General features: G+C 46.1%; 12 protein-coding genes and 4 pseudogenes. All 16 read left to right on the forward strand.

What is annotated here, in order from left to right; genetic code table 11:
* The first annotated feature begins 247 nt into the window (after nucleotides 1-247).
* Nucleotides 248-1,669, forward strand: coding sequence for an amino acid permease (locus DCMF_RS21065; RefSeq protein WP_148138016.1), 1,422 nt, complete (start codon nucleotides 248-250; stop codon nucleotides 1,667-1,669).
* Between the two features lie 530 nt (nucleotides 1,670-2,199).
* Nucleotides 2,200-3,471 carry a lysine 2,3-aminomutase gene (gene kamA / locus DCMF_RS21070; protein ID WP_148136247.1) on the forward strand — a complete coding sequence of 424 codons (1,272 nt, stop codon included), beginning with the start codon at nucleotides 2,200-2,202 and terminating at the stop codon, nucleotides 3,469-3,471.
* An 89-nt stretch (nucleotides 3,472-3,560) separates the two neighbouring features.
* Nucleotides 3,561-5,042, forward strand: a complete 1,482-nt coding sequence (locus DCMF_RS21075; RefSeq protein WP_148136248.1) for a trimethylamine methyltransferase family protein — start codon at nucleotides 3,561-3,563, stop codon at nucleotides 5,040-5,042.
* 153 nt (nucleotides 5,043-5,195) lie between these two features.
* Nucleotides 5,196-5,858: a CoA transferase subunit A gene (locus tag DCMF_RS21080; RefSeq protein ID WP_148136249.1), complete on the forward strand. Its 663-nt coding sequence runs from the start codon at nucleotides 5,196-5,198 to the stop codon at nucleotides 5,856-5,858.
* Nucleotides 5,851-6,506, forward strand: a pseudogene (locus DCMF_RS21085) (3-oxoacid CoA-transferase subunit B). The gene DCMF_RS21080 and the pseudogene DCMF_RS21085 overlap by 8 nt, the downstream one beginning before the upstream one ends.
* 139 nt (nucleotides 6,507-6,645) lie before the next feature.
* Nucleotides 6,646-8,037: pseudogene (gene mtbB, locus DCMF_RS21090) on the forward strand ([dimethylamine--corrinoid protein] Co-methyltransferase).
* 36 nt (nucleotides 8,038-8,073) lie between these two features.
* Entirely contained in the window at nucleotides 8,074-8,718 is a 645-nt protein-coding gene (locus tag DCMF_RS21095) for a methyltransferase cognate corrinoid protein (protein ID WP_148136250.1), read from the forward strand.
* A 68-nt stretch (nucleotides 8,719-8,786) separates the two neighbouring features.
* Nucleotides 8,787-10,232: pseudogene (gene mttB, locus DCMF_RS29820) on the forward strand ([trimethylamine--corrinoid protein] Co-methyltransferase).
* A 54-nt stretch (nucleotides 10,233-10,286) separates the two neighbouring features.
* Nucleotides 10,287-11,537, forward strand: a complete 1,251-nt coding sequence (locus DCMF_RS21110; protein WP_148136253.1) for an aspartate aminotransferase family protein — start codon at nucleotides 10,287-10,289, stop codon at nucleotides 11,535-11,537.
* Between the two features lie 419 nt (nucleotides 11,538-11,956).
* Entirely contained in the window at nucleotides 11,957-13,993 is a 2,037-nt protein-coding gene (locus DCMF_RS21115; RefSeq protein ID WP_148136254.1) for a DNRLRE domain-containing protein, read from the forward strand.
* Nucleotides 13,994-14,046: 53 nt separating this feature from the next.
* A complete protein-coding gene (locus DCMF_RS21120; protein WP_148136255.1) occupies nucleotides 14,047-19,350 on the forward strand; it encodes an RHS repeat-associated core domain-containing protein in 5,304 nt (1,767 codons plus the stop codon).
* Nucleotides 19,351-19,459: 109 nt separating this feature from the next.
* Entirely contained in the window at nucleotides 19,460-19,915 is a 456-nt protein-coding gene (locus tag DCMF_RS21125) for a hypothetical protein (protein WP_148136256.1), read from the forward strand.
* A gap of 392 nt (nucleotides 19,916-20,307) precedes the next feature.
* Entirely contained in the window at nucleotides 20,308-20,763 is a 456-nt protein-coding gene (locus DCMF_RS21130) for a hypothetical protein (protein WP_148136257.1), read from the forward strand.
* 463 nt (nucleotides 20,764-21,226) lie between these two features.
* The gene (locus DCMF_RS21135) at nucleotides 21,227-21,700 is read left to right on the forward strand and encodes a hypothetical protein (protein ID WP_148136258.1); all 474 of its coding nucleotides are present in this window, start codon (nucleotides 21,227-21,229) and stop codon (nucleotides 21,698-21,700) included.
* A gap of 816 nt (nucleotides 21,701-22,516) precedes the next feature.
* A complete protein-coding gene (locus tag DCMF_RS21140) occupies nucleotides 22,517-23,281 on the forward strand; it encodes a DUF364 domain-containing protein (RefSeq protein WP_148136259.1) in 765 nt (254 codons plus the stop codon).
* Between the two features lie 171 nt (nucleotides 23,282-23,452).
* Nucleotides 23,453-24,811 (forward strand): annotated as a pseudogene (gene trsS, locus DCMF_RS29825) (radical SAM (seleno)protein TrsS); the annotation flags it as partial.
* Nucleotides 24,812-25,048: the final 237 nt, after the last annotated feature.

Consider the following 25,048-nt stretch of genomic DNA (forward strand, 5'->3'; position numbering starts at 1 on the left):
CTAAGGGCTTCTATTTCCTCAGGACAAAATTAGGCGATACCTGTTTAGAAAAGCAGGAAGATGGGATCGTCGTATGGTATAATTATTGCTATGGTTTTAAGGAAGGAGGGTAGAGAATCCGGGTGCAGTTTGGTGGTAATCCACCAAAGATAAATATACAAGAGGAGGGTATTTTGTGAGTGAAACTGGATTAGGTCTTCAAAAGCATGGTGAGGGAGAACTCCATCGAAGTCTGAAGCTGAGGCACATGAACATGATTGCGATAGGTGGGGCGATCGGGACAGGCTTGTTTTTTGCAAGCGGCAGTGCAATAAGTACCTCAGGCCCTGGGGGGGCACTACTGGCATATGGCTTAATGGGGATATTGGTTTACTTCCTGATGACATCTCTTGGCGAAATGGCTACCTTGATTCCTCTTTCCGGATCCTTTGAAACCTACGCTTCCAGATTTGTAGACCCGGCCCTTGGTTTTGCCCTTGGCTGGAATTATTGGTTCAGCTGGGCTATCACCGTAGCGGCAGAATTGGTTGCAGCCGCACTTATCATTAAATTCTGGTTACCGGATACTCCGGCCACCATGTGGGCGATTATCTTTTTAGCAATACTCTTCGTATTAAACGTACTGTCGGCAAGATCATACGGTGAAGCTGAGTTTTGGTTTGCCGGCATTAAGGTTGTGACCATCATTATCTTCCTTCTCGTCGGTGTACTGATGATTATCGGTATCATGGGCGGCCATACCGTGGGTTTTTCCAACTGGGTATTGGATGACGGCGCGGGCAACAAGGCCCCGTTCATCGGCGGCTTTTTCGGCATGCTGAGCGTCTTTCTCGTTGCCGGGTGGTCTTTCCAGGGGACGGAGCTGGTCGGCCTGGCCTCCGGTGAATCCGAGCACCCGGAAAGAACCATTCCCAAGGCGATCAGCGCTGTATTCTGGCGCATCCTCCTGTTCTATATCGGCGCCATATTTGTGGTGGGAACCTTGATGCCTTTCACAGAGCCGGACCTCTTAAACGGAAGTGTTGAGAACATAGCGGCATCGCCCTTTACTCTCGTGTTTAAGAACGCCGGCTTTGCCTTTGCCGCTTCACTGATGAACGCAGTTATCATGACCTCGGTGCTTTCCTGCGGCAATTCAGGCCTTTATGCTTCCACCCGGATGCTTTACGCCATGGCATCTGAGGGCAGAGCTCCTCAGATATTCGCCAAGGTAAATAAAAGAGGCGTACCGATGTACGCTTTATACATTACCACGGCCATTGCTGCGGTAGCCTTCTTTGCTTCTCTGATTGGCGAAGGTAAAGTGTACTACATGCTCTACAACGCATCAGGCCTGACCGGTTTCTTCGCCTGGTTCGGGATCGCAGTCTGCCATTACAGGTTCAGAAAAGCCTATGTGGCACAGGGCGGAAAGATCGAAGATCTCAAATATAAAGCCAAATGGTATCCTTTCGGACCGGTATTTGCCCTGATCCTTTGCACCATCGTCATCTTTGGGGCCAATACCTGGGTATTCCAGGACGGTAACTTCACCTGGTTCGATTTTATTACCAATTATGCCTTAATTCCTATCTTTATTGCCGTATACCTGGGATATAAGATCGTTAAAAAGACGAAGCTGGTACCGCTCCAGGACTGTGACTTCAAATCTCTCGAGTACAAAAAATAATCTTTTTTATCTAGTCTGATTTGCAAGTTAAAAGCCGCTCATCTTCTCTGCTGCTTTTGCCGGAAGATGAGCGGTTTTTCTTTTGAAAGCAAAAAGCGGCGGATGCCGGAAATTGGGCACCCGCCAAGGGGAAACCCGCGGGGATAGATTTCTTGTGTCCTGGTGGGGCGGTGCTGAACAAGTCCATTGCGGGGTGATAAAAAAATTTTTCCGGCCCCAGGTGCAATTGGTGATTTAGAAAAAAAATTTACAGAGTATTAAAAATAATGACGAATGTTGGGCACCGGAAAAAGTACCCTTTTGTGCCAATGGCTTTTAAAGAATTTCAAGCGATTTTTGGCCTATCCTCTCCTTCGGTGCCGAAAAAAGGGCTGTGGGAATGCCGGAAATCCGGCACATGGCTTACTCCCGGAGAGAAACAACCCGGATTTATCAAGGGGTAAAAGGTTTTTTCGCCTTTTTCATTTCTCGGCACGTTTCTTGCAAAAGCCTAATGGCAAACCGAAAGCATTTGGAAGGGAGCAAGCGGCATGAGAAACTATCGAGACATTCCTCTCTGGTCCAGGGTGAAAGAAGAGGAGTGGCAGGATTGGCGTTGGCAGGTGGCGAATCGTATCACTTCATGGGAAACCTTAAAACAGGTTATTCCCTTAACCATGGAGGAAGAAGAAGGTATTGTTAATTGCTTAAAAAGTTTACGCATGGCGATTACGCCATATTATGCTACTTTAATTGATGCCGACGATCCGGATTGCCCGATTCGTAAACAAGCAGTTCCTACTTCGGCGGAACTGCACCGGAGTTCTTTCGATTTGGCCGATCCCTTGCATGAAGACAAGGATTCTCCTGTGCCCGGCTTAACGCATAGATATCCGGACCGGGTCCTGTTCTTGCTGACCGACCAGTGCTCCATGTACTGCCGGCATTGTACCCGGCGCCGGTTAGCCGGCCAGCACGACCAATCCCGCACCAAGGAAGATATTGACCGCTGCATCCAATACATCCGGGAAACCCTGGTGGTCCGTGATGTGGTCCTGTCCGGGGGAGATGCTTTTTTAATTAACGATGCTATGATTGAATATGTGTTACGGGAACTGCGCAAAATCCCCCACGTAGAAATTATTCGTTTTGGGTCCCGGACTCCGGTGGTGATGCCCCAGAGGATTACCCCCGCCCTGGTAGGGATTTTGAAAAAATATCATCCCGTATTCGTCAATGTCCATTTTAATCATCCCAAAGAAATTACCGACGAAGCGGCCGAGGCCTGTGCCCGTCTGGCGGATGCCGGGATTCCCCTGGGAAACCAGTCTGTGCTCTTGCGGGGCGTCAACGACTGTCCGGAACTTTTGAAAAAACTAAGCCATGAATTGTTGAAGATCCGGGTACGGCCCTACTACATTTACCAATGTGACATGTCCCAGGGTATTGAACATTTTAGAACGTCGGTCAGTGAAGGAATTCAGGCCATTGAATATATGCGGGGCCATACCTCAGGGTTGGCGGTTCCTACTTTTGTCGTGGACGCGCCCGGAGGGGGAGGCAAGATCCCTGTGATGCCCCAATATCTGGTCTCCATGGGTTTGGGCAAAGTGGTTCTGCGTAATTACGAAGGAATGTACTCCGCTTACACGGAACCCAAACAGCTCATCGATCCCGAGGCGCCCTGCACCATTTGCGGCACCCATCATCACGACACCAAGATTGGGCTCACCGGCCTCTTAAGCGGTCAGGCCTATTCCATGGAACCCAATAATCGCTTGCTCAAAAAAGAAGGGCAGCACAAATTGTCCAGGGCGGAATAGAAAGAGTATTGTGAAATTAAATTCCGGTGTATAATGAGGAATGTACGAAGAGCAGGCGAAAGCCTGCATAGGAAAAAGGAGAAATCAAGATGCCAAAATTCTCTTTCGAAAGGCAACCGAAATACCGGGTCCTTTCCGAGGATCAAATCAGCACCATTCATGAAAAGGCCTTACATATTCTGGAGCATACCGGGGTTAAGTTCGATTCGGACGAAGCGTTAAAAATTTTAAAGGATCACGGTGCCGTTGTCGACTTTGACAGGCAAATTGCCCAAATTCCCGCCCGCCTGGTCCTGGACAGTATTGATAAGACTCCCGAGTCCCTGCAGCTTTATGACCGGGAGGGAAATCCTTCCGTGTGCCTGGATGGAAACAGCGCTCATTTCGCGCCCGGGTCCGCGCCTATTCATTTTATGGAGTCGGACGGGACGACCGTGCGGCCGGCCCTAGCCCGGGATTTAAAGAACATTTCCCGGGTGAATGATGCCCTGGCCAACATACAATTGCAATCGACAGCGGTAAATCTAAGCGATGTCCCTAAAGTAATCGGTGACAGCTACCGGTTATACCTGCTTTTAAAAAATTCCCCCAAACCGATTGTGTCGGGGGCTTTCAGCGTTCATGGCATTACGGACATGCGGGATATGCTGGCCGCTGTGGCCGGCGGGGAAGAAGAACTGCGGGAAAAGCCCCGGGTCCTTTTTGATATTTGCCCTTCACCTCCCCTGAAATGGACCCATATCAGCTGCCAAAATATCATTGACTGTGCCCGGTTCGGGCTGCCCATCGAAACCATTTCCGTGCCCATGCCGGGGGCCGCTTCACCGGCTACCCTGGCCGGCTCCGTCCTGCTGCACACGGTGGAGACGCTGAGCGGGATTGTGCTGGCCCAATGTGTCTGCCCGGGTACGCCCATGGTCTACGGGGGGGCGCCCATGTATTTTGATATGCGGCACAGCACCACTTCTCTGAATGCCATGGAATCGGAATTAATCAGCGCCGCCTATGCCCAAATCGGCAAATTCTACGGCATGCCCATTCATACCTATGCCGCTTTAAGCGACTCCAAACTTGTTGATGCCCAGGCAGGCCTGGAAACCGGCATGAGCGGCCTGCTGGCCCTTCAAGCCGGCATTAACGTAATCTCCGGCACCGGGGTTTTGGAATTTTGCAATACCTTCAGTATTGAAAAGCTGGTGATGGATAACGAGATCTGCGGCATGGCGCTGCGGGTGGCTCAAGGGATTGACTGCTCCGAGGAAACCCTGGCGGTAGATCTAATCAGTGACTTAGGGCCAGGGGGAGATTACCTTTCCACGGAGCATACCTTTCACTGGTTTAAGAAGGAACCCTACATGCCTGCCGCGATCATTGACCGGAGAAGCCGCAATAGTTGGGAAGAGGCCGGGTCCCCCAGTACATTTGCCCTCGCCCGGGAAAAAGCAGAGAACATTTTAACAGGACATCAGCCGGTAGCGTTGGATGCTGAGCGGGACCGGACCCTAGACCGGACCGTGAAAAGGATTATGAAAGACCTTCAGGTAACAGAGCTTCCTTTAGGACCCAGTTAACAAAAAGGAAATCTTCAGCGGTTCCTCAGGAGTCAGAAGTCAGGAGCCGGCATCACAGAAGGGTGTATCGTCCCGGAGCATTCAGAATTCTGCCTGCTGAATTCTGAATACTTGAATACCTGAATCGTAACAATATGTAATTGGAGGTGGCGTATGGCAAAGATCTGTTCGTCTGCAGATGCGGTAAAGTTGATTGCTGACGGTATGTCCCTGATGATCGGGGGGTTTTTAGCGGTAGGCACCCCGGAAAATTTGATTGATGCCTTGGTGGCCCAAGGAACGAGGGGATTAACGGTAATTGCCAATGATACCGGATTTCCGGGAAAAGGGATCGGCAAGCTTCAAGATACCAAGCAAATAGCCAAATTATATGCCTCTTATATTGGCGCCCATCCGGAAACAGGACGGTGCATGCACAGCGGTGCAATGGAAGTGATATTGACTCCCCAAGGGACTTTAGCCGAGCAAATCAGGGCGGGCGGTGCCGGACTGGGCGGTTTCCTCACACCCACCGGGGTGGGGACCGTGGTGGCAAAAGGGAAAGAGGAAATCACTATCAAGGGAAAAACCTATCTTTTAGAACTGCCCTTAAGCGCCGATGTAGCCTTGATTAAAGCCTACCGGGCCGATACCGCGGGGAACCTGATTTATCGCCGTTCGGCGCGAAATTTCAACCCGATAATGGCCATGGGAGCCGGCCTGGTCATTGCGGAGGTAGAGGAAATTGTGGCCGTAGGAACTTTTGACCCTGATGCTGTGATGACGCCGGGGATCTTTATAGATTATTTGGTCAAGGAGGAGAGCCAGCATGCCTGATGACAGCCGTACCCGGATTGCAAAAAGGGTGGCCCGCGAACTCCACGACGGTGATGTGGTAAATTTAGGGATTGGGATGCCCACGATGGTTGCTAATTTTATTCCCGAAGGGGTTTCCATTATTCTACAGTCGGAAAACGGTTTTTTAGGTATCGGGCCTCAGCCGGAGCCGGGCCGGGAAGATAAGGATTTGACCAATGCCGGAGGAAAGCCGGTGACCATTTTACCCTTTGGATGCTGTTTTGACAGTGCCGCTTCCTTTGCCATTATTCGGGGGGACATGTGGATTGTACCGTGCTGGGCGCGCTGGAAGTGGATGAAAAAGGGAATCTGGCCAACTGGATGGTGCCGGGGAAAATGGTTCCCGGCATGGGGGGCGCCATGGACCTGGTGGTGGGCGCCAAGAGGGTGATCATTGCCATGGAGCATCTGGGCAAGGATGGCAGCCCGAAAATACTGAAAGAATGCCGGCTGCCTTTAACGGCCATCGCAGAAGTGGATTTAATTGTCACCGACATGGCGGTGATTGAAGTAAAGCCGGAAGGGCTGCATCTCAGGGAGATCGCCGAAACCACCACGCTGGATGCGGTTCTGGCCGCTACAGGAGCCGATTTGATTGTTCCCGAAGGAGAAATTTCCCGCTTCTAAAGTTTAAAGTCAAAAGTCAAAAGCCTAAGATTCTTTAATCTGGTCTTTAAGACTCTTCGGCTGACCTTCGACTTTAGACTTTTGATATTTGACTCATACAAGTTACCATTCATCACCACAAACTAAGGAGGGAAAGATTTTGTCTAAATTTTTTACCCGTATGGGCGACGGGTCAGGCATTTATCTTAGCGCAGACGATATTCGCTGGGATCTGGAAGAAGGCACCAAGGATGCCGCGGACCGCGGCAAAATTCCGGAACTGACCAAAGAAGAATTGGACCATTTGTATGACATTATTACCATGCCGGGTATTGTCGTCGGCGTAGAGAGAGGAAATGAAGTTGTCACGACTTCCGATTCCGGGGGGTGCAAAATTACCTATCATGCCAATATTGCCATTGACAGGGGCACCGCCGTACTGATTCATGAAAAGGTTCTGGGCGCGGATTCTCTTGATATCGGCCATATTGACTACAGCTATAAGGCGGTAAAGTCTGTCCTGCATGATGAAGCCGCCGTGATGGAACTGACCCAGCTCAACGCCGTGATGCCCGTATTATACGGGTCCATGCCCAACCTGGGACTGTATACCAAACCGGACGGGCCGGTGGACAATTGGTCGGAGCTTTTGCCTTTGGGAAAAATTGCCGAAGCCAGAGCTGCCCAAGAAGAAGCTGTGGAACATGCGGTAAAGGACATCGTCTATGTGGCGGGCGGTATGTATGAATCCGGCGCGGACGGCATGAATATCGACACCTGCGGCGCTTCCGGGGATGCCGACGTACTGGCTGCTTTAAAGGCAATTGAGCTGATCAAGCAAAAATATCCCGATTTGGGTATTGAAATGGGCATGGCCGGGGAATTTGTCATCGGTATGCACGGCAAGCTGGAATACGACGGCGTGCGCTTAGCCGGACTATATCCCCATAAGCAGGTAAAATTAGCGGAAAAAGCAGGGGCAAATATTTTCGGCTGTGTGGTTAATACCAACAGCAACATGTCCCTGGCCTGGAACCTGGCCCGTACCGTCACCTTTGTCAAGGCGTGCACCGAGGCCGCGACCATCCCGGTTCATGTGAACGTAGGCATGGGGGTGGGGGCTGTGCCCATGAGTGAAATGCCTTCCGTAGATGCGGTGAGCCGGGTGGATAAGGCCCTGGTGGAAATCGGCAAGGCGGACGGGTTGTAGATTGGCGTAGGCGATCCTTTTGGATTGGAAATCGCGCACGAGGTTGCCTGCGGCATGGGCGGAATTCGTACGGCCGGAGATCTGGTCTTACGGATGCAATTGTCCAAAGGCATGAAAATCAACGACGCGAAAAAATATGTGGCGGAAAAACTTGGCGTTTCTCCTGTTGACCTTAGCGACTGCGCGATTATGCGGGAAATAAGAGAGGATCTGAACCTGGGGCGTCCCATGCCCCCTGATCACGTGGCCAAAGGGATGGAAGCCAAAATCCGCATTGCCAAAGCCTTGGATATCAAGATTAACTCGGTGGAGCGTTTTATGCGCATGGCAGGCTTGAAATAAAAGAGATGAAAGATAAAATTTCAAGGAGGTAGTGATGTGAGCAAAGAAGCTATTTTTCAGGAAGCCCAAGAAGCGATCTTAAAATGTGATGCTCCGAAAGCGGTTGCCGTGGCAAAACAGGCCCTGGCCGAAGGCCTTGATCCGGTGGAAGTATTAAGCAAGGGCTTTAGTACAGGAATCCAGAGGATTGGGGATCTTTTTGGGAGAGGCGAAGTGTTCTTGCCGGAACTGATCCTTTCCGCACAAGTGATGAAGGAGGCAACCGCCGTTTTAGATGCCGCCATGCAGGGGAGCCAGGCCCAGAAGAAAGGCAAAATGCTCATTGCCACGGTAGAAGGCGATGTTCATGATATCGGCAAAGGGATCGTGGTTTCTTTGGTGAAGACCCAGGGCATCGAGGTGATTGACCTGGGCCGTGAAGTGCCGGTGGCCAAAATCATGGAAAAGGCCGTGGAGTACAGTGTGGATATTATCGGCACCAGCGCCCTTCTCACCACGACTATTACCGAACAGAAAAAATTGGAAGATGCCTTAAGGAAAGAGGGGCTGCGGGACCGGTTTAAAACCATGGTGGGCGGAGCTCCGTGCACCCAGCGGTGGGCGGATAGGATCGGCGCCGATGCCTATGCCGAAGATGCCGCAGAGGCTGTGACCAAGGCGTTGAAGCTATTAGGGGCCTAATAGCCTCCGAAGAAAAAAAACTAGGAGGGAGTAGGTTGAGCCGAAGAAACCTTTATGCTGGAAACAGCATGCAAGAAGGATTTGGATTAAATGTTTTTTCTCAGGACGCACTGGACCGGATCCATAATGCCACGCTGGAAATACTGTGGTATGAAGGGATCAAGATTCAGAGCGAAGAGGCTTTGGAAATATTTCATGGCGGCGGATGCGTCGTGGACAAGAAAAACCAAAAAGTATACATTCCCCCCCATGTGGTGGAAGACTGCATCCGGTCCACCCCGTCCACGGTGCTGCTGGCCGGGCGGGACCCTAAAAACGACATTGTTTTGGACGGATCGCGGGTCAACTTCTGCAATTTCAGCAAAGGGGTCAATGTGGTTGACCCTTACACCGGAGCGGTAAGGCCATCCACCAAACAGGACGAGGCCAATGTGGCGATCCTGGTGGACGCTCTGGAGCAGTACGACCTGCTGGATGTGGCGGTGGAAGCCCGGGATATTGACGCCCGCACGGCCAATCTGGAATGTTATGAAGCCATGGTTTCCAATAGTACCAAGCATTCCACCCAGTCGCCCCACAGTTTTGAGGAGGCCCAAACATTGATTGATATGGCGGCTGCCGTGGCAGGGGGAAAGGATAAATTACGGGAACGGCCCATTACCTCATCCACCGTGTGCCCGACAAGCCCTTTGTCCATTGCCCCGGAAACCTGTGAGCCCATTATTACCTATGCCAGGAACCGGGTTCCTTTGACCGTCCTCTCCATGGCCATGGCAGGCGGGACTTCTCCCGTAACACTGGCAGGCACCCTGGTCACCCATAATGCGGAAGTGCTGAGCGGAATTGTTCTGGCCCAGTTGACGAATAAAGGGACCCCCAATATGTACGGCAGCTCTACCACGATCATGGATTTGAGGCTGGCTTCCGCCGCCATCGGCTGCCCCGAACTGGGCATGATCAGTGCCGCGGTGTGCAAATTGGCCCAGTATTACAACATCCCCAGTTATGTGGCCGGAACATAGACGGATAGCAAGATAGGCGACGAACAGGCCGGGCACGAAAAGACCCTTACCATGATGCTGGCCGCATTAGCAGGCGCTAATATGATCTATGGCCTGGGCATGGTGGATTTGGGCATGACCCTGGATTTCGGCCAGCTGGTCGTGGATAATGAAATTGCCAAAATGGTGCGCAGGACCCTGATGGGCATACCCGTGAACGAAGAAACCCTCGCCGTGGACGTGATCCGTAAGGTAGGTACCGGAGGACACTTCCTGATGGAAGAGCATACCTTAGCCCATATGCGCACCGACCAGTCCCAGTCCAAGCTATTTGACCGCAATACCCGCCAAAACTGGCAGGCAAAAGGGGCCAAAGATTTGGCCACCCGGGCCACCGAAGAGGCGAGATTTATCCTGGAAAACCATAAACCGCAACCCCTTCCGTCAAGCACGGCCCAAACCCTCAGAGAAATGATCGAAGAGGCCGAACGCAGATGGGGAGTAAAAAAATAAAGTCACAGGCCCCTGCCGTCCAAGCAGGGGCCTGTAAACAGGGAGGTTGGATAGATGGAAAGTCAAAAACTTCAACTGGAAAAATCCATGGAGATGTTTGAGGAAGCGCAGAGGTTATCCCCGGGCGGGTTAATGGGGATCCGGCGCCCCTATAATTTTGTTCCCGGAGAATACCCCATTTTTATCGAAAAGGGTTATGGGGGACATATTATCGATGTGGACGGCAATGACTATATTGATATGCTCTGCGCATACGGCCCCATCATTCTGGGCTATAACGAGCCGGAAATAAACAACGCGGCCAAAGAACAAATGGATAAGGGTTTCTGCTTTTCCCTGGTTCAACCCATTCAGAATGAGCTGGAGCGAAAATTGGCCGAACTGATCCCCTGCGCGGAAATGTCTATTCTGGTGAAAACGGGTTCCGACGCCACGGGGGTTGCCGTACGCATTGCCCGGGGCTATACGGATAAAAATAAAATTCTGCGCTGCGGTTACCATGGCTGGCATGACTGGTGCGTGGAAAACCACGGCGGTGTACCCCAGGCCGTGCTGGATTTAACCCAGGAATTCCCTTATGGGGATCTGGATGCCTTAGAAAAATTACTGGAAGAAAACAAGGATGATGTGGCGGGAATCATCATTACCCCGGTGGGCCATCCGACGGCCCAGCCTGTGATGGCGCCTCCTGACGGATATCTGCAAGGAGTAAGGGATTTAGCGGATCAATATGGGGCGGTCCTGATCTTTGATGAAATCCGCTCCGGCTTCCGGGTGGCTATCGGCGGGGCCCAGCAGCGTTACGGGGTGACCCCCGATCTGTCCACCTTTGGAAAAGCCATGGCCAACGGCTATGCCATTGCCGCTTGCGTGGGCAAGGCCGAGTTTATGAAGGTGGCGGAAAAGAAGGTCTTTATCAGCTCCACCTTCTTCCCCAATAGCCTGGAAATGGCCGCTGCCCTGAAATGTATCGAAATCCTGCAGCGGGACAAAGTTCTGGAAGACATTTGGACCCGGGGCGAGCGGTTTTTAGAGGATTCCCGCAAACTGTTCGCCGACTCCGGCGTACCGGCCACCGTTTCCGGAATTCCGCCCATGCCCTTCTATACATTTGACAAGGTGGATGATCACTACAAAGAACGGCGGGAATGCTTCTATACGGAGACGATCCGCCGGGGCCTGTTCATCCAGCCCTATCACCACTACTACATTTGCTACCGTCATACCGACGCGGATCTGCAAAATGCCTTAAATGCCGTTGCCGAGGCGTTGGATGTGTGCAAAAAGAAATATCCGGTGAAATAAATTTTATAAAGAGCAAGACGGGGTGGGTGCTTGATATCAAGCACCCACCCCGTCTTGCTTTTTGCTTATTTATAGTATTTTTTAAACACAAAGCTAATTTTGTCAACATGCGCTTTGAGAAAATCTACTGCAAAATTAATTGAAAACAGGCTAAATTTGTCGGAAACTAATCCCCATAAAGAGCAGGGAGAATATTACAAAAAGTAGAAATAAAGGATAAAAAGGCAGACTGTGCCTCCTTGGATAAAAAATAGGGCGGATGCTTCCTTCCGGCACCTGAGCAAACGCATATATCGGTGGTTAGATACGGTTAATTACGAAGGGTATGAATAGGTATTGTTGCATCCTGTTGATAGGTCCAAACGTAGAGACATATTTTTCAATATATAAAAATTAAAATTAGATAGGAGAGTGGATTCATGACCAGGTTATTGCATCTATGCAAGGTAGGAATTTTTAAATGTTTGTCGGCTGCCCTTTTGATGATCCTAACAATGGCATTTTTTCCGCCGCTTGTCAATGCTGACACTTCCGTACAAGTTGGCGCGGATCCCCAGGCTTGGGGTGTAAAACGGGACGCGGCGGAAATTGCAGGAAAAAGAACACAAAACTCTAAAACCTTTGATAACCATGACGGTAGCTATACGCTCGTTATTGGTCAGAATTATCACTATCAGACCTCTGAGGGAAAATGGGAAGAGATTGACACCAAGTTAGAAAATGCTTCAGGTAAAAAGATGAGCGGACAAGCCTATGATTTATCTGTAACCAAGGCTCCATTTCATGCGTATTTTGGAAAGAACAGCAATGCTCCGCAATTATTTGAGGTACCGGGAAAAGGGCAGATCATAATTCAGCCGATAGATTCCAAGTCTAGTTCCGGAACGGTTACAGAAAATAAAATCATGTATCCGGCCGTTTGGAAAGAAGTCGATTGGGTACGCACCGTATTACCGGAGGGTGTAAAATCGGATATCATACTGCATAATACAACTGCGCAAAACGAATTTAGATTTAAGGTCCAAGCTCCCAACCTGGAGTATGAACAGCAATCGGATGGTACAGTTTTGTGGAAACAGGGCAAAGAAGTGGTGGCTATGTTTCGAGCGGCAACCGTAATGGACGCAGCGGGCAAAGAAGGGGTTGCCTATCAACGGATCGAGTCAACTGTTGCGGGTCTGGAACTCGTAATAGGAGTTGACCCTGATTGGCTGGCAGCCCCGGACAGGGCGTGGCCTGTCACAATTGACCCAACGGTAACTATACAACCAAGTACGCAAACAGGAATAGATACTACTGTAAATTCTGGTTTGCCTACCTCAAGTTATGCAAGACAATTTTATATGTCTTATGGAAAAGATTCCAGAGGAAATTGGAGAGCATTATTAAAGTTTGATATTTCTAGCATTCCTGCAAGCAAAGCCATAATATCAGCTAAAATACAAGTTACTTGTTATTATGGAACCAGCACCATTGCAATGTTACATAAGGTTACCTCTCGTTGGATTGAAACTGTAACTTGGGATACACAACCAACATATGATGCAACGCCTATTTTGACCCTAGATACTCCATCTCCAGAGGCTAAACAACTATGGGATATTACAGCTTTGTTTACTTCTTGGTATAACGGGACTGTTCCTAATTATGGAGTTGTGTGGGAAAGAGATAACTGGCGTTGGAGTAGTTGGTATACGAGTGATTATTCAAAATCATCAGACAGACCTGCATTAATTGTTGTTTATACAACTGCCCCACTTGTTACTCCAACAAGTCCGCTGGGAACCGCTGCTGTACCATCCTATATCAGCACGTTAACCCCTTCGATAACATGGAGTTACTCTGATACAGATGCAGATGCACAAGCATCTTATCAAGTAATCATTAAAAGATCAAGTGACGATGTAACTGTTAAAGATAGTGGTGAAGTCGCAGGAGCAGCAACAAGTTACATAGTTCCCGCTTCTACTATTACGGTAAATACAAAATATTATTATCAAGTTAGAGTGAAAGACAGTAAAGGGGCATGGAGTAGTTATACCCCTTCCCAGTATTTTTTGGCATTGGCCAGTCCATCCAACTTTTCTCTTATACCTGGACAAACCACGGTAAATGCCACCTGGAGCAGTAATGGAAACCCGGCTGATACTGTTTACCAGTTATGGCGGGGTAATCAAGTTGTATATCAAGGTACCGGATTATCATACAGTGATACAGAATTAACACCCAATACTACTTATCAGTATTCCGTTAATGCCTTGGGTTCCGATGGCGGTGCCACAGATTCGGTTTCAGGTTCAGTTACCACTTATTCTTCTACAACCATTATTATTGATTATAATTACGACAGCCAAAATAGGCTGAACTCCATTCAACTGCCCACGGGAGAGGTCATCACAAACTTCCAGTATGATGCCAATGGAAATCTCATTAAGCGACAAGTACTCGGTCAGTAAGGATAAAAAAGCACGGAAAAAATATAGATCTAAAATCAAGGGAGGGGTTTATTTTGAAAAAAATTATCGTATGGCTGCTGATCGCCACATTTTTAGTCAGTAGTATTCCGGTCCCAGGCCTGGCCCAAACCGGTCAGGGAGATGTACAGGTTCAAGAGCAAATAACGGTCAATGAATCCGACGGTACTGAAGAACAGGACCAAGACCAAAGTATTGTTGATACGCCCCAAAATACCATTACCTCTGATGAAGAAGAAAACAGTATGACAACTGATCCGGATACACCCATATTCTCAAATCCCTCCGCGGATAACTCTGTAAATGATGAGGTATACGGCGAAGAAAACAATACGGTAATAGAGGATGTATATGGAATTGATATGGAATTGCAAAACCTCAGACGGAAGGCCGTGATGGAAGTTCTATCCAGAATCAATACCTTTAACGCGGCTTCCGAAGAAGAGAAGCAGTTGATTCTTGAGGTTTTTCAAGTAGATGAAGAAACCATCTCAATTTTTGAAGAAAAGGGTTATTCACTGCTAGATGCCATACAATTTGCGATTCTAGTCTTACACTACGATTTTTCGATCGCGGAAATAGAGCAGGCTACCACAGTGTATAAAGATTTTAAGAAAATAAGTTATGAACTGATTCATCAAAAATTAGCTCAGGAACAGTTAAAGCTCACGGACGAAGATTCGGCAAATCTTTCATTAATGTCAAGTGATAGCGGCCTGGAAACGGATTATGACAAATATTTTTCCGCTCCCTATGATGTAAAAACTGCCAACGACGAAAGTATTGATTATAACTCAGGACGGCTCAGCATCGAAAAGAATTTATTATCCTTGCCGGGAAGAAATCAGCTTGATTTAAACGTTTCAGTCAGGTATGATTCCGCAGTGGCAAATTTTTACGATTATACCTGGAGATACTGGCCAGGAGGTGGAGACCCCTGGATCGGCAACTACACCTCGTCTACCGCCCCTTATTTAGAAGCACGGGATCAGCTTGGCCCGGGCTGGTCCTTCGGTTTTTCCTCCATAGAAATTATTGAAACAGACGATGATGATGAGCTGTATTTGCACCTGGGAGACGGAAGAACATATAAAGTTAACTTTACTTCCACAGCGGGAGATTCAAATTTAAAAGACTATCCCGGAAAAGACCTGAGGCTGGAAACGGATGATGAGACGTTTACCAGTGGATACGAATGTTCCGCCTATGTTTTAATTCATAAGGACGGCAAGAAAGAGTACTTTGGCTATGAGGGAAAGCTATTGGGAATCACAGACAGATACAACAATACCATAAAATTCGAGTATACCACGGTGAGCGGAAATTCTGTCATTTTAATTACAGACACTTTGAACCGGGTCACCAAAATCCTGTATGAAAACACGTCCCCGGGTAAAAAAGTAACCATATTGGAACCGGACAGCACACCCGCTGATACCGACAATCCCAGAACCCAATTATTCTTGGAACTAACAACCGTGAAATATGTTCTTACCAAAATAGTAGACCAGAAAAACCGGGAAACAACATTCAACTATAATTATGACACAGGCATGTTTAACTTCTTTGATGGCGGTTGTATGATTCGGCAGGATGGACAAGATGTTATCCTTGATTCCCATGACGGATATAATACATACGCGAACCTAACAAGTATCACATATCCCACAAGCGCATCCAGTTCTTATACATTCGAAAAAACGAACGGGAATCTTGGAGAAAAGGGAATCTATGAATATTACCGGGTCAACGTCAGGAAAGATCTCGAGAATGGCTCCGAATACAACAAAAAGACCTTTAGCTATAGCGACCAGAACGGAGGGAACAATTACACCGGTTACCCCAGCGCGCGGGATCCTAATTCCTTGCCCAGCACATTAGAATACAGCATCCAAATAGCGGATGAAAATAACAGAAAAGATATCTGCACATTTAACAACAAACATCTAAAAATAAAAGAAGAAAACAAAATTACCAATGGTGAAACGGAAACCCTGCTGAAAGAAACGACCAGCACGTATGACACCAATAAATTACCTGATTTAGTAACCACGGTAAACTATGGTTATGCGGGAGACAATTTGACTGATGGAACTCAATTAACAAAGAGTCAAGATTATGATTATAATGAGTACGGCGACCTGCTCAGGTATCTTGATGAACAAGGCGCGGTTACAGAGTATCAATACGAAGCAAACTATCATCAAAAAACTTTGGAAAAAAGAACAATTGATCAAAGCAGATGGGCCAAAACCGAATACGGCGTTAATTCCAGCACCGGAAATGTCGAATGGATGAAACAATATTATACCGACAATGGCACCGAAAAAACCATCAATACCTATTATCCCGCCTATGACAGCTATGGAAATATTCTGACCAGTCAGATCGAAAAAGAAAACGGCACGCGGATCCAAGAAAATTATGAATACAGCGCTACCTATAACCATGCCTATTTAACCAAAAAATATTCCACGGTCACAGATTATACCGGGAGCCCGGAAATCATTGAAGAAAACTACACCTATAATCTATACACCGGGAGATTATTCACCGCAAATAATAACGGTCAAGAAACCAAATACTATTATGACGAATTAGGCAGGCAAACCAAAATCATCAATCCCGACCTGTCCGAAAAAAACATATCCTACAATGACACCACCAATACCGCCACCATTACCCTGGAAAACAACTTTCAGGCCAGGAACCTCTATGACGGGTTGGGCCGCTTAGTAAAAAAACAGGAAATCAAAGAAGGCCAGTGGGTGACCACCCAGGAAAACCATTATAACGCCCTCAGCCAGGTCGATTGGACAAAAGACGGCAAAAACAACAACACCCGGTTTGAATATGACATTTTCGGCCGGGTCACCAAAACAATTAACCCCGATGCCACCTTCAGAAGGACCCAATATTACGACACAAAAAGCAAAAAAATCGAGATAAACGAAGAAAACGCGGAGCACGCCTATTTCTACGATCAAGGAGGAAACCTAATCAAAGAAACGGTCAAACCGCGCATCAATCAGGGGGAAGAATATACCTCCACCTATGCCTACGATTACCTGGGCCGTAAAACCTATCAAAAAGATCCCCAAGGATCTGAAACCTATTACACCTATGATGAATTAGGCCGATTGACAACAGTCCAGAACGCCCAAAATGAAATAACCCGCTACCAGTATAACCACCAGAACCAGCTCACCAAGATCATCCAGCAAAAACTGGACAGCAGCGGAAATCAAACCGGCACCATCGAAAACACCAAAGAATATGACGAACTGGGCCGGCTGATCAAAAGCATTGACCCCAGCCAGCATATCGAATATATTAAATATGACAGGTTCGGAAACATCACCCATAAAAAAGACCGGCTGGGACAAATCATCAGCTATACCTACGATACCCTGAACAGACCCCTCACAGAGACAGCCAAAGACACCGGCGGAAACACCCAGCAGACAATCACCTACAACTACACCAGACTAAACACAGAAAACATCTTAACCATCACCGACAGCAGGGGAATGGTAACTTATGAATTCTATGCCAACGGCAAGCTCAAAAAAGAAACCCAGCCTGACGGAAAAAACATCTACTACGAATACGATCAAAACGGCAACAAAAGCAAAATGGTTGACCCCTACGGGTTAAGCGTGGACTATACCTACGATCAACTGAACCGGTTAGATCTGGTGACCATTGGCCAGACAAAAACCTTTGACTACGACTACTACAACGATGGCATGCTGAAATCCATCAAATACCCCAATACAAATATCGTCGCAAACTACACATACGACGACGCGAACAGATTAAACACCCTGACCAATACCATCGGTACGGAAAACACATCCTACAGTTACGGTTATGACGCCAACAGCAACATTACCTCGGTGAATGACAACGGCTCCATAACAAATTACCAGTACGACCCGTTGAACCGTCTGGAAATCATCGACAGGACATACAACAACCAAAGAGTCCAATATAGTTACGACAACCGGGGGAACAGGACGGAGGAAATTATCAACTTTTCCCCCTATCCCCTAACCAATGCTCAGTTCACCTATAACGTTTTCAATCAACTAACCCAGTATAACGAAAATTACTTCTATCAATATGACTACAGAGGATTAAGAACACAAAAGAAAACCGTTCAAGGAGGAGTAACAACCGGAATAACCAGATACTTTAACGACAGTATCGGAAGAGTGATAGCAGAAGCGGACATAAACGGCAATGCCACGTCTCAAATCATTTGGGCAGACAAACCCCTGGCGATAAAGAAGGGTAACGCATATTATTATTACATATACAACGGGCACGGGGATGTCGTTAAGTTAGTCAACGAAAGCGGTACTATTGTCAATAGTTACACATATGATGAATGGGGAAATATCTTAAGCAAGAATGAGCAGATTGCCAATCCGATCAGGTATGCTGCTGGATATTATGACGAAGAAAGCGGCTTGTATTACCTAATGGCCAGGTACTATGATCCCACCGTTGGAAGGTTTATCTCGGAGGACAGTGTTGAAGGCCAGTTGACCAATCCATTGAGCTTAAATAGGTATGTTTATGCTGTAAATAATCCGGTTATCTATAATGACCCAAACGGGAATATTTTTGGGACAATTATAGGCGGTTTAATTGGTGGTATTATCGGGGGGATCAGTGCTGCACTGCATCATACGGATATTGGAACAGGGATAATATCTGGTGCTGTTGGAGGAGCAATTGCCGGAGCTGCTGTAGATATTACAATAGCTACAGGAGGTACCGCGCTTGTACCACTAGCTATTGGTTCTGCTGTAGGAGGGGGGGTAGGTGCAATGGCTGGAAATGCAATAGACCAAGTAGGTAATAGATGGAATTGGGGTTATGGGGAGAACTTATCTTATGTTGGTAGTACTCTTAACTACGGAAGTATGGTTACAAGTGGTATTATTGGTTTAGGGACAGGTGCACTTAGTGGCTATACTGGTTATGGCATAATCCAAGCAGGAAAATATGGAGAATCGTTATTTAGTAATGCTGCAAAAAATGCATTAACTTATGGAGATAATATTACAGTTGAAAATACGATGGCTGGAATATATCGTTCCGCTTATAACATGTCTAATTCTTTACTTAGAGCTGATGTTACATTTACTTCCTTATATAATATGGGTTCTAGTTTAGCAGATTATTATGTTAATTCAAATTATAAAAATAACAATTATAATTACAATAACAATTACAATAACAGTTACAATAACAGTTACAATTATTATACTTACTCACCATACTACAGCTCCTATAATTCATTGTATTACAACTATTTTCCCTATTAATGATTAAAAATTTAATGTTATCAGTAAAAAAAGTTATCAGGAACAGGCTAACAGAGATTACAATTTTTCCTATAATCTCTTTTAAAATTTAATAAGAGTGGTGAGAAATGTGAAGAGTTTTCCTTTTGTATCCTCTGGTACCCAAATTTTGGCCATTACATTTGCAATTATATCATCAATACTGCCGATAGTAGCTATTTTTGCAGGAAGTACTTTGGGAGTATTGATATTTCTGCCCATATGGATAATTTCTTGTATAATAATTTTGTATAATTGTTTTGGGAAAAAAATTGAAATAGATGAATATGGAGTAAGATTTATTGCTATATATAAAAAGCATGAATTAATTTGGTCAGAAATAAAAGAAATTGGTATATCGAATCTTTTTGTAGGGTATAGAGGAGGTGCTCCGGTAATATATTTTTCGACACAATATAACGTTGGTAACTATATCTCAACAGAAATGATTGGTGATAATTTAATATTGATGCGGTATCGTAAAAGTGCTATTAAGGAGATCAGAAAATATTGGCCTAGTGATATTTTTGGTTACAATCAGAAATAAGTTTTTACCGCAGAGGCTAATATCACTAGGAAGATAGGGGGAGGGTTCTTTTGTCTGGATAACAACTGCCAGAAAAAGGTGAAATACCTTTGGACGATAAAATATCAAGATAACAAAGATTAAGGAAAACAAAATTGGCTACATCATGTTATTCTCGAGGAAAAAGGAACCTGTTCTTGGATGAGGATGATAAAATGTAATCTTTTATAAAACAGTAAACGGTAAAAATAAGAGAAAAGGTCTACTTCATGTCTTTTGCCTCATGAACAATTATGTGTACTTAATGATTAGGAAAGAGCGTCATAAGAGAAATACGAAAGTATTGGCAGAATGAGATTTTGGGAGCAACAATCCGAATATCCAATAATGAGTGAAATTGTGGAGGGTATATTATGATCTATAAAACGAACCTGCCAACTAACAGTAACCTTGAGATCACGATTGAAACATCATTGTGGAGTAAACCGAAATTTTATGTTAATGGGAAATTAACTGAAAGAGTAAAAGAAAAAGGCAATCCATACATTATAAAACTGGAGGATGGAACATCGGAAAAAGTATTCTTAAAATTGAACCCTTTTGATAATGTACCAATTATAAAATTCAAGGATGAGGAGATTCTTTTCGTCCGAAAATTGTACTGGTACGAATATGTGCTGGGTGGGCTTCCCTTGATACTTGTCATAATTGGTGGGGCACTAGGTGGTTTACTCGGAGCATTAGGTGCAATTATGAATTTTAGAATAATAAGAACCGATTATTCGTTGCCTCTAAAAGCAGTATTTATTCTCGGTGTTACCATTCTATCATATTTCTGCTATATTCTTGTGGCATCTTTATTACTATAAGAATAAGAAACCAAGGAGACTAAGAACCAAGGGAAACCAGGGGGATGGTTCTCACGGTTCCATGGGTTTTCCCTTGGGTTCCAAACTGACACATGGGGACAGGTTCCTTGTGTGCAAGAAAAAGATGTGATAGGACACACACAGGGACAGGTTCCTTGTGTGCGCCAAGCAAAGGGCACGTTGTAATCCTATTGGTGTTTTCCGGAAAGAACTGCAGCGTCCCCGGTTCAGTAGACAGATAAAACACAAGGATATCTTTTAATTTTTTAGAATTGCTCAATGTTCCATGCTGTTTCATGTTCCTGCTATTGCGGCAGTATGGAACTCTTCTGGGGTTAGGTAGTCATTTGCCTGGTGTAATCGTCATCGGTTATATTGTTAACCTTCTTTAAAACGAGGGACCTGTCCCCTTGTTTCCTTCCTTGTTTCCTTTGTTTCCCCCACCACCGGAAATGTCGAATGGATGAAACAATATTATACCGACAATGGCACCGAAAAAACCATCAATACCTATTATCCCGCCTATGACAGCTATGGAAATATTCTGACCAAGCAAATAGAAAAAGAAGACGGCACGCGGATCCAAGAAAATTATGAATACAGCGCTACCTATAACCACGCCTATTTAACCAAAAAATATTCCACGGTCACAGATTATACCGGGAGCCCGGAAATCGTCCAAGAAAACTACACCTATAATTTATACACCGGGAGATTATTCACCGCAAATAATAACGGCCACGAAACCAAATACTATTATGACGAATTAGGCAGGCAAACCAAAATCATCAATCCCGACCTGTTTGAAAAAAACATATCCTACAATGACACCACCAATACCGCCACCATTACCCTGGAAAACAACTTTCAGGCCAGGAACCTCTATGACGGGTTGGGCCGCTTAGTAAAAAAACAGGAAATCAAAGAAGGCCAGTAAAATACAGAGGGACAGGTCCCTTGTGTGCAACGCTTTTTTGGAACAATAATAGGGGCATTAGGGTGGCGCAATAATTGGAGGAATAGCTGAAGCTATAAATGGGAGCGATATTTGGACAGGAGTAATTTCTGGGGCATTTAGTGGAGGTGTTGCAGGACTTGCTGCATACGTAATTTAATAGCTTAATAAGGTGGACGTAGTTTTACTGCTGTTCCACCTTAAAATAAGGTTGTGAAAAACGTGAGAAACAACAAGCAAAATGGTGAGTACTATATTTATTCTACTAAAATATTTGGGAAGAAGTGGTTCTGGAAAACAGTATTTCTTCTCCCAATGTTTTTGGTAATAACATATTCGAGTCTATATTATTTTTATAATCACCAAATGGCAGATATATTTTATGTACTTAAAACATATGGTCTGTTATGCTTATTTGTATTTTTTCTGATTTTTTTATTCGAATCAGCAAAGGGATTAATTATAAGTTTTGTACATTCAGGTATAAAAGGAAAACTATTTATTTTGTTTATATTAATACTACTTCTATTAAAGGGAATTTCGCAGTTTCTAACGTCACAGAAATAAAAGTTCAGTATCGGCTTGGGCCGCTTGGTAAGGATATTTTGCCATTCAAAATCACTCTTTCGCATTTTTTGGTATGCCATTTTCTTGCCATTTTGAACTGTACTTTTATTGGGGTACTCATTTGACTGTAATTGACATATGTTCAATGTAACCATACAATAGATATTGGGCATATGTCTAAAATTATATGTATCCAATCCAATTAAAAATAGAAAAAGGGCGGCTCGAGAGATGATTGTAGAACGTGTTTATAATTTAGCTCTGCCAAGGCTTGAGGGGAAGAAAATTAGAGAGGTCAGGGTAGGACTGGGGCTGATAGCTGTGGAACTTGATGATGGCTCATTAGGAGTAACCTATGTATTAAGAAAAGAAACAGCCGATGGCTGCTCACTCCTCCCCCAAGGCGGAAGCATTATTGGCATGCCGGCCCAAGAAATTGCCGGATGGGCTCTGCAGGGCAAGAATGTGATTAGTTCTGCCATGGGGTTGGCGGTACTAAATTCAGTCGCTGAATTTGACAAATTGGAGCAGGTCGAAAATGTGAGCAGCTCCGATGCCGCGTTTTCCGTAGAAATTCGCCCAAACGATACGGTTGGGGTTATTGGTCATATCGGACCGATCATTTTTAACCTGAAAGATAAAGTCCAAAGCCTGTTTATCTTTGAACGGGGCGAGAACCTGGCAGGCGGGGTTTATCCGGAAAGCAAACAATCAGAACTTTTGCCGGAGTGCCAGGTAGTGTTTGTCAGCAGCACTTCTCTCATCAACAGGACAGCTGAAAAGGTATTGGATTATTGTACCGGCGCACGTGATATCGTAATGGTCGGGTCCAGCACCCCTTTATACCCTCAGGCATTTCATGGAACCGGAGTGACGATGCTTTCCGGAACCAGATGGCTGTCGGAGCATAGAGACCCTATTCTCACAGGGATAAGTCAATGTTCCGGGGTAAGACAACTGATTAAATATGCCCAAAAGATGTCGGTCCGGGTGTAATTTCGTGTCAACCCGTAATAGATAACTTTTCACGAATCTTGCTTTACCTTGCCGGATTCTTGTCTGATTACTTTTATCTATGACATGATATTTCTTTAAATTAATTTTGCCGTCATTCCCTTTCGCAGTTATGATTACCGCCAGCAAGGATCTTATTTTTGGAGGAGTAATATGAATCAGCCTGAAAACATACTCCGTATGACGGAAAGCGTATGCCCCATCTGTTTAGATAAAATACCCGCACAGCATGTTCTGGCCGGCGGGGATATTTACCTGCAAAAAACCTGTGCCAAGCATGGCCGTTTTTCAACAATTATTTGGCGCGGCGACAGTAAACTTGATTATCATACCTGGACCAAAGAAAAATTGCCTTCCCAGCCGGAAGTGTGTCTGACAGCGCCGGAAAAGGGCTGTCCTTTTGACTGCGGCTTATGTTCTGAGCACAGACAGCAAACCTGCTGCGTTCTTCTGGAGGTGACTGAACGCTGCAATCTGAACTGCAACTTTTGTTTTGCTAACAGCAGGGCGGAGAGTGCCGACCCTTCTTTTGAGAAAATCTCTGCGTGGTTGGAGTATCTTGCAGATCTTGGCAAACCCTTTATTCATCTTTCCGGGGGAGAACCTACCGTACGCAATGATTTGCCGGAAATTATCAGCCTGGCCAAAGGGATGGGTTTTCCTTATATTCAACTGAATACCAACGGACTTCGTTTGGGCCGTGAGCCGGAATACGTGAAAAAGCTGAAAGAGGCGGGTTTGTCCTCTGTCTTTATGCAATTTGACGGCACAAGAGATGAAATATACCGGCAGCTCAGAGGCCGTAGCCTTTTGGCGGAAAAAGAAAAGGCGATCCAAAATTGCGGGGACAATCACCTGGGCGTAGTGCTTGTACCGACAGTTGTTCCGGGGATAAATGCCGATAATATTGGTGAGATCGTCAACTTTGCTCTGGCCAGAATACCTTCGGTAAGAGGCATCCACTTTCAGCCCGTGAGTTATTTCGGCCGGTATCCGGCGGCACCTCTGGACGAGCAGCGCATTACTCTACCCGAGGTGATCAGCGCTATTGAAAACCAGACGAAGGGAATCTTTAAAAGGGAAAACTTTACGCCTTCAGGCTGTGATCACGCCCGCTGCGGTTTTCACGGGAGTTTTGTCCTGTATCCGGACGGCAGTGTGAAGTCCTTAACGGAGAGAAGTGAACAGGCTTGCTGCTGCAGCAGGCCTACGGATTCTTCGGCAGTCGCGAAAAACAGGAATTTTGTCGCGAGGCGCTGGGTCAGAGACAGCGCCGAAAATGACCGGGAGCAAATAGAAGAGAATTCCGGCTTGGAGAGTATTGATTATTTTCTCTCCCGGGTTCGCTCCCACGGATTTACGATCACCGGAATGGCTTTTCAAGATTGTTGGAACATGGACCTGGAAAGGCTGCGGGAGTGCAGTTTGCATGTTTTCAGCCCGGACGGAAGGATTATCCCCTTTTGCGCTTACAACCTGAGCAGCGCCGAGGGAGAATCGCTTTATCGCAAGCCGGGTCTATCTCAAATAAGTTTCATGAACCGCACCGCACAAATAAAGAATAAAGCTGATGTACTAGGGGATAAAACTACCGTACCGGACCAGCAGCATGAATCTTGTTGCGGAACGGTGAAAAAAACCGAGGGCTGCCTTATCTGCGGCAAAAAATTGATCTATTCGAAAGAGTCCTCTAAGGAGATGTGTTTCATCTGTAGGAAAGAATATGAGTCGAAGATGAGATGCGTTGAC

It is taken from the genome of Candidatus Formimonas warabiya, assembly GCF_002777255.1.
GTDB classification, from domain to species: Bacteria; Bacillota; Dehalobacteriia; order Dehalobacteriales; family Dehalobacteriaceae; genus Formimonas; species Formimonas warabiya.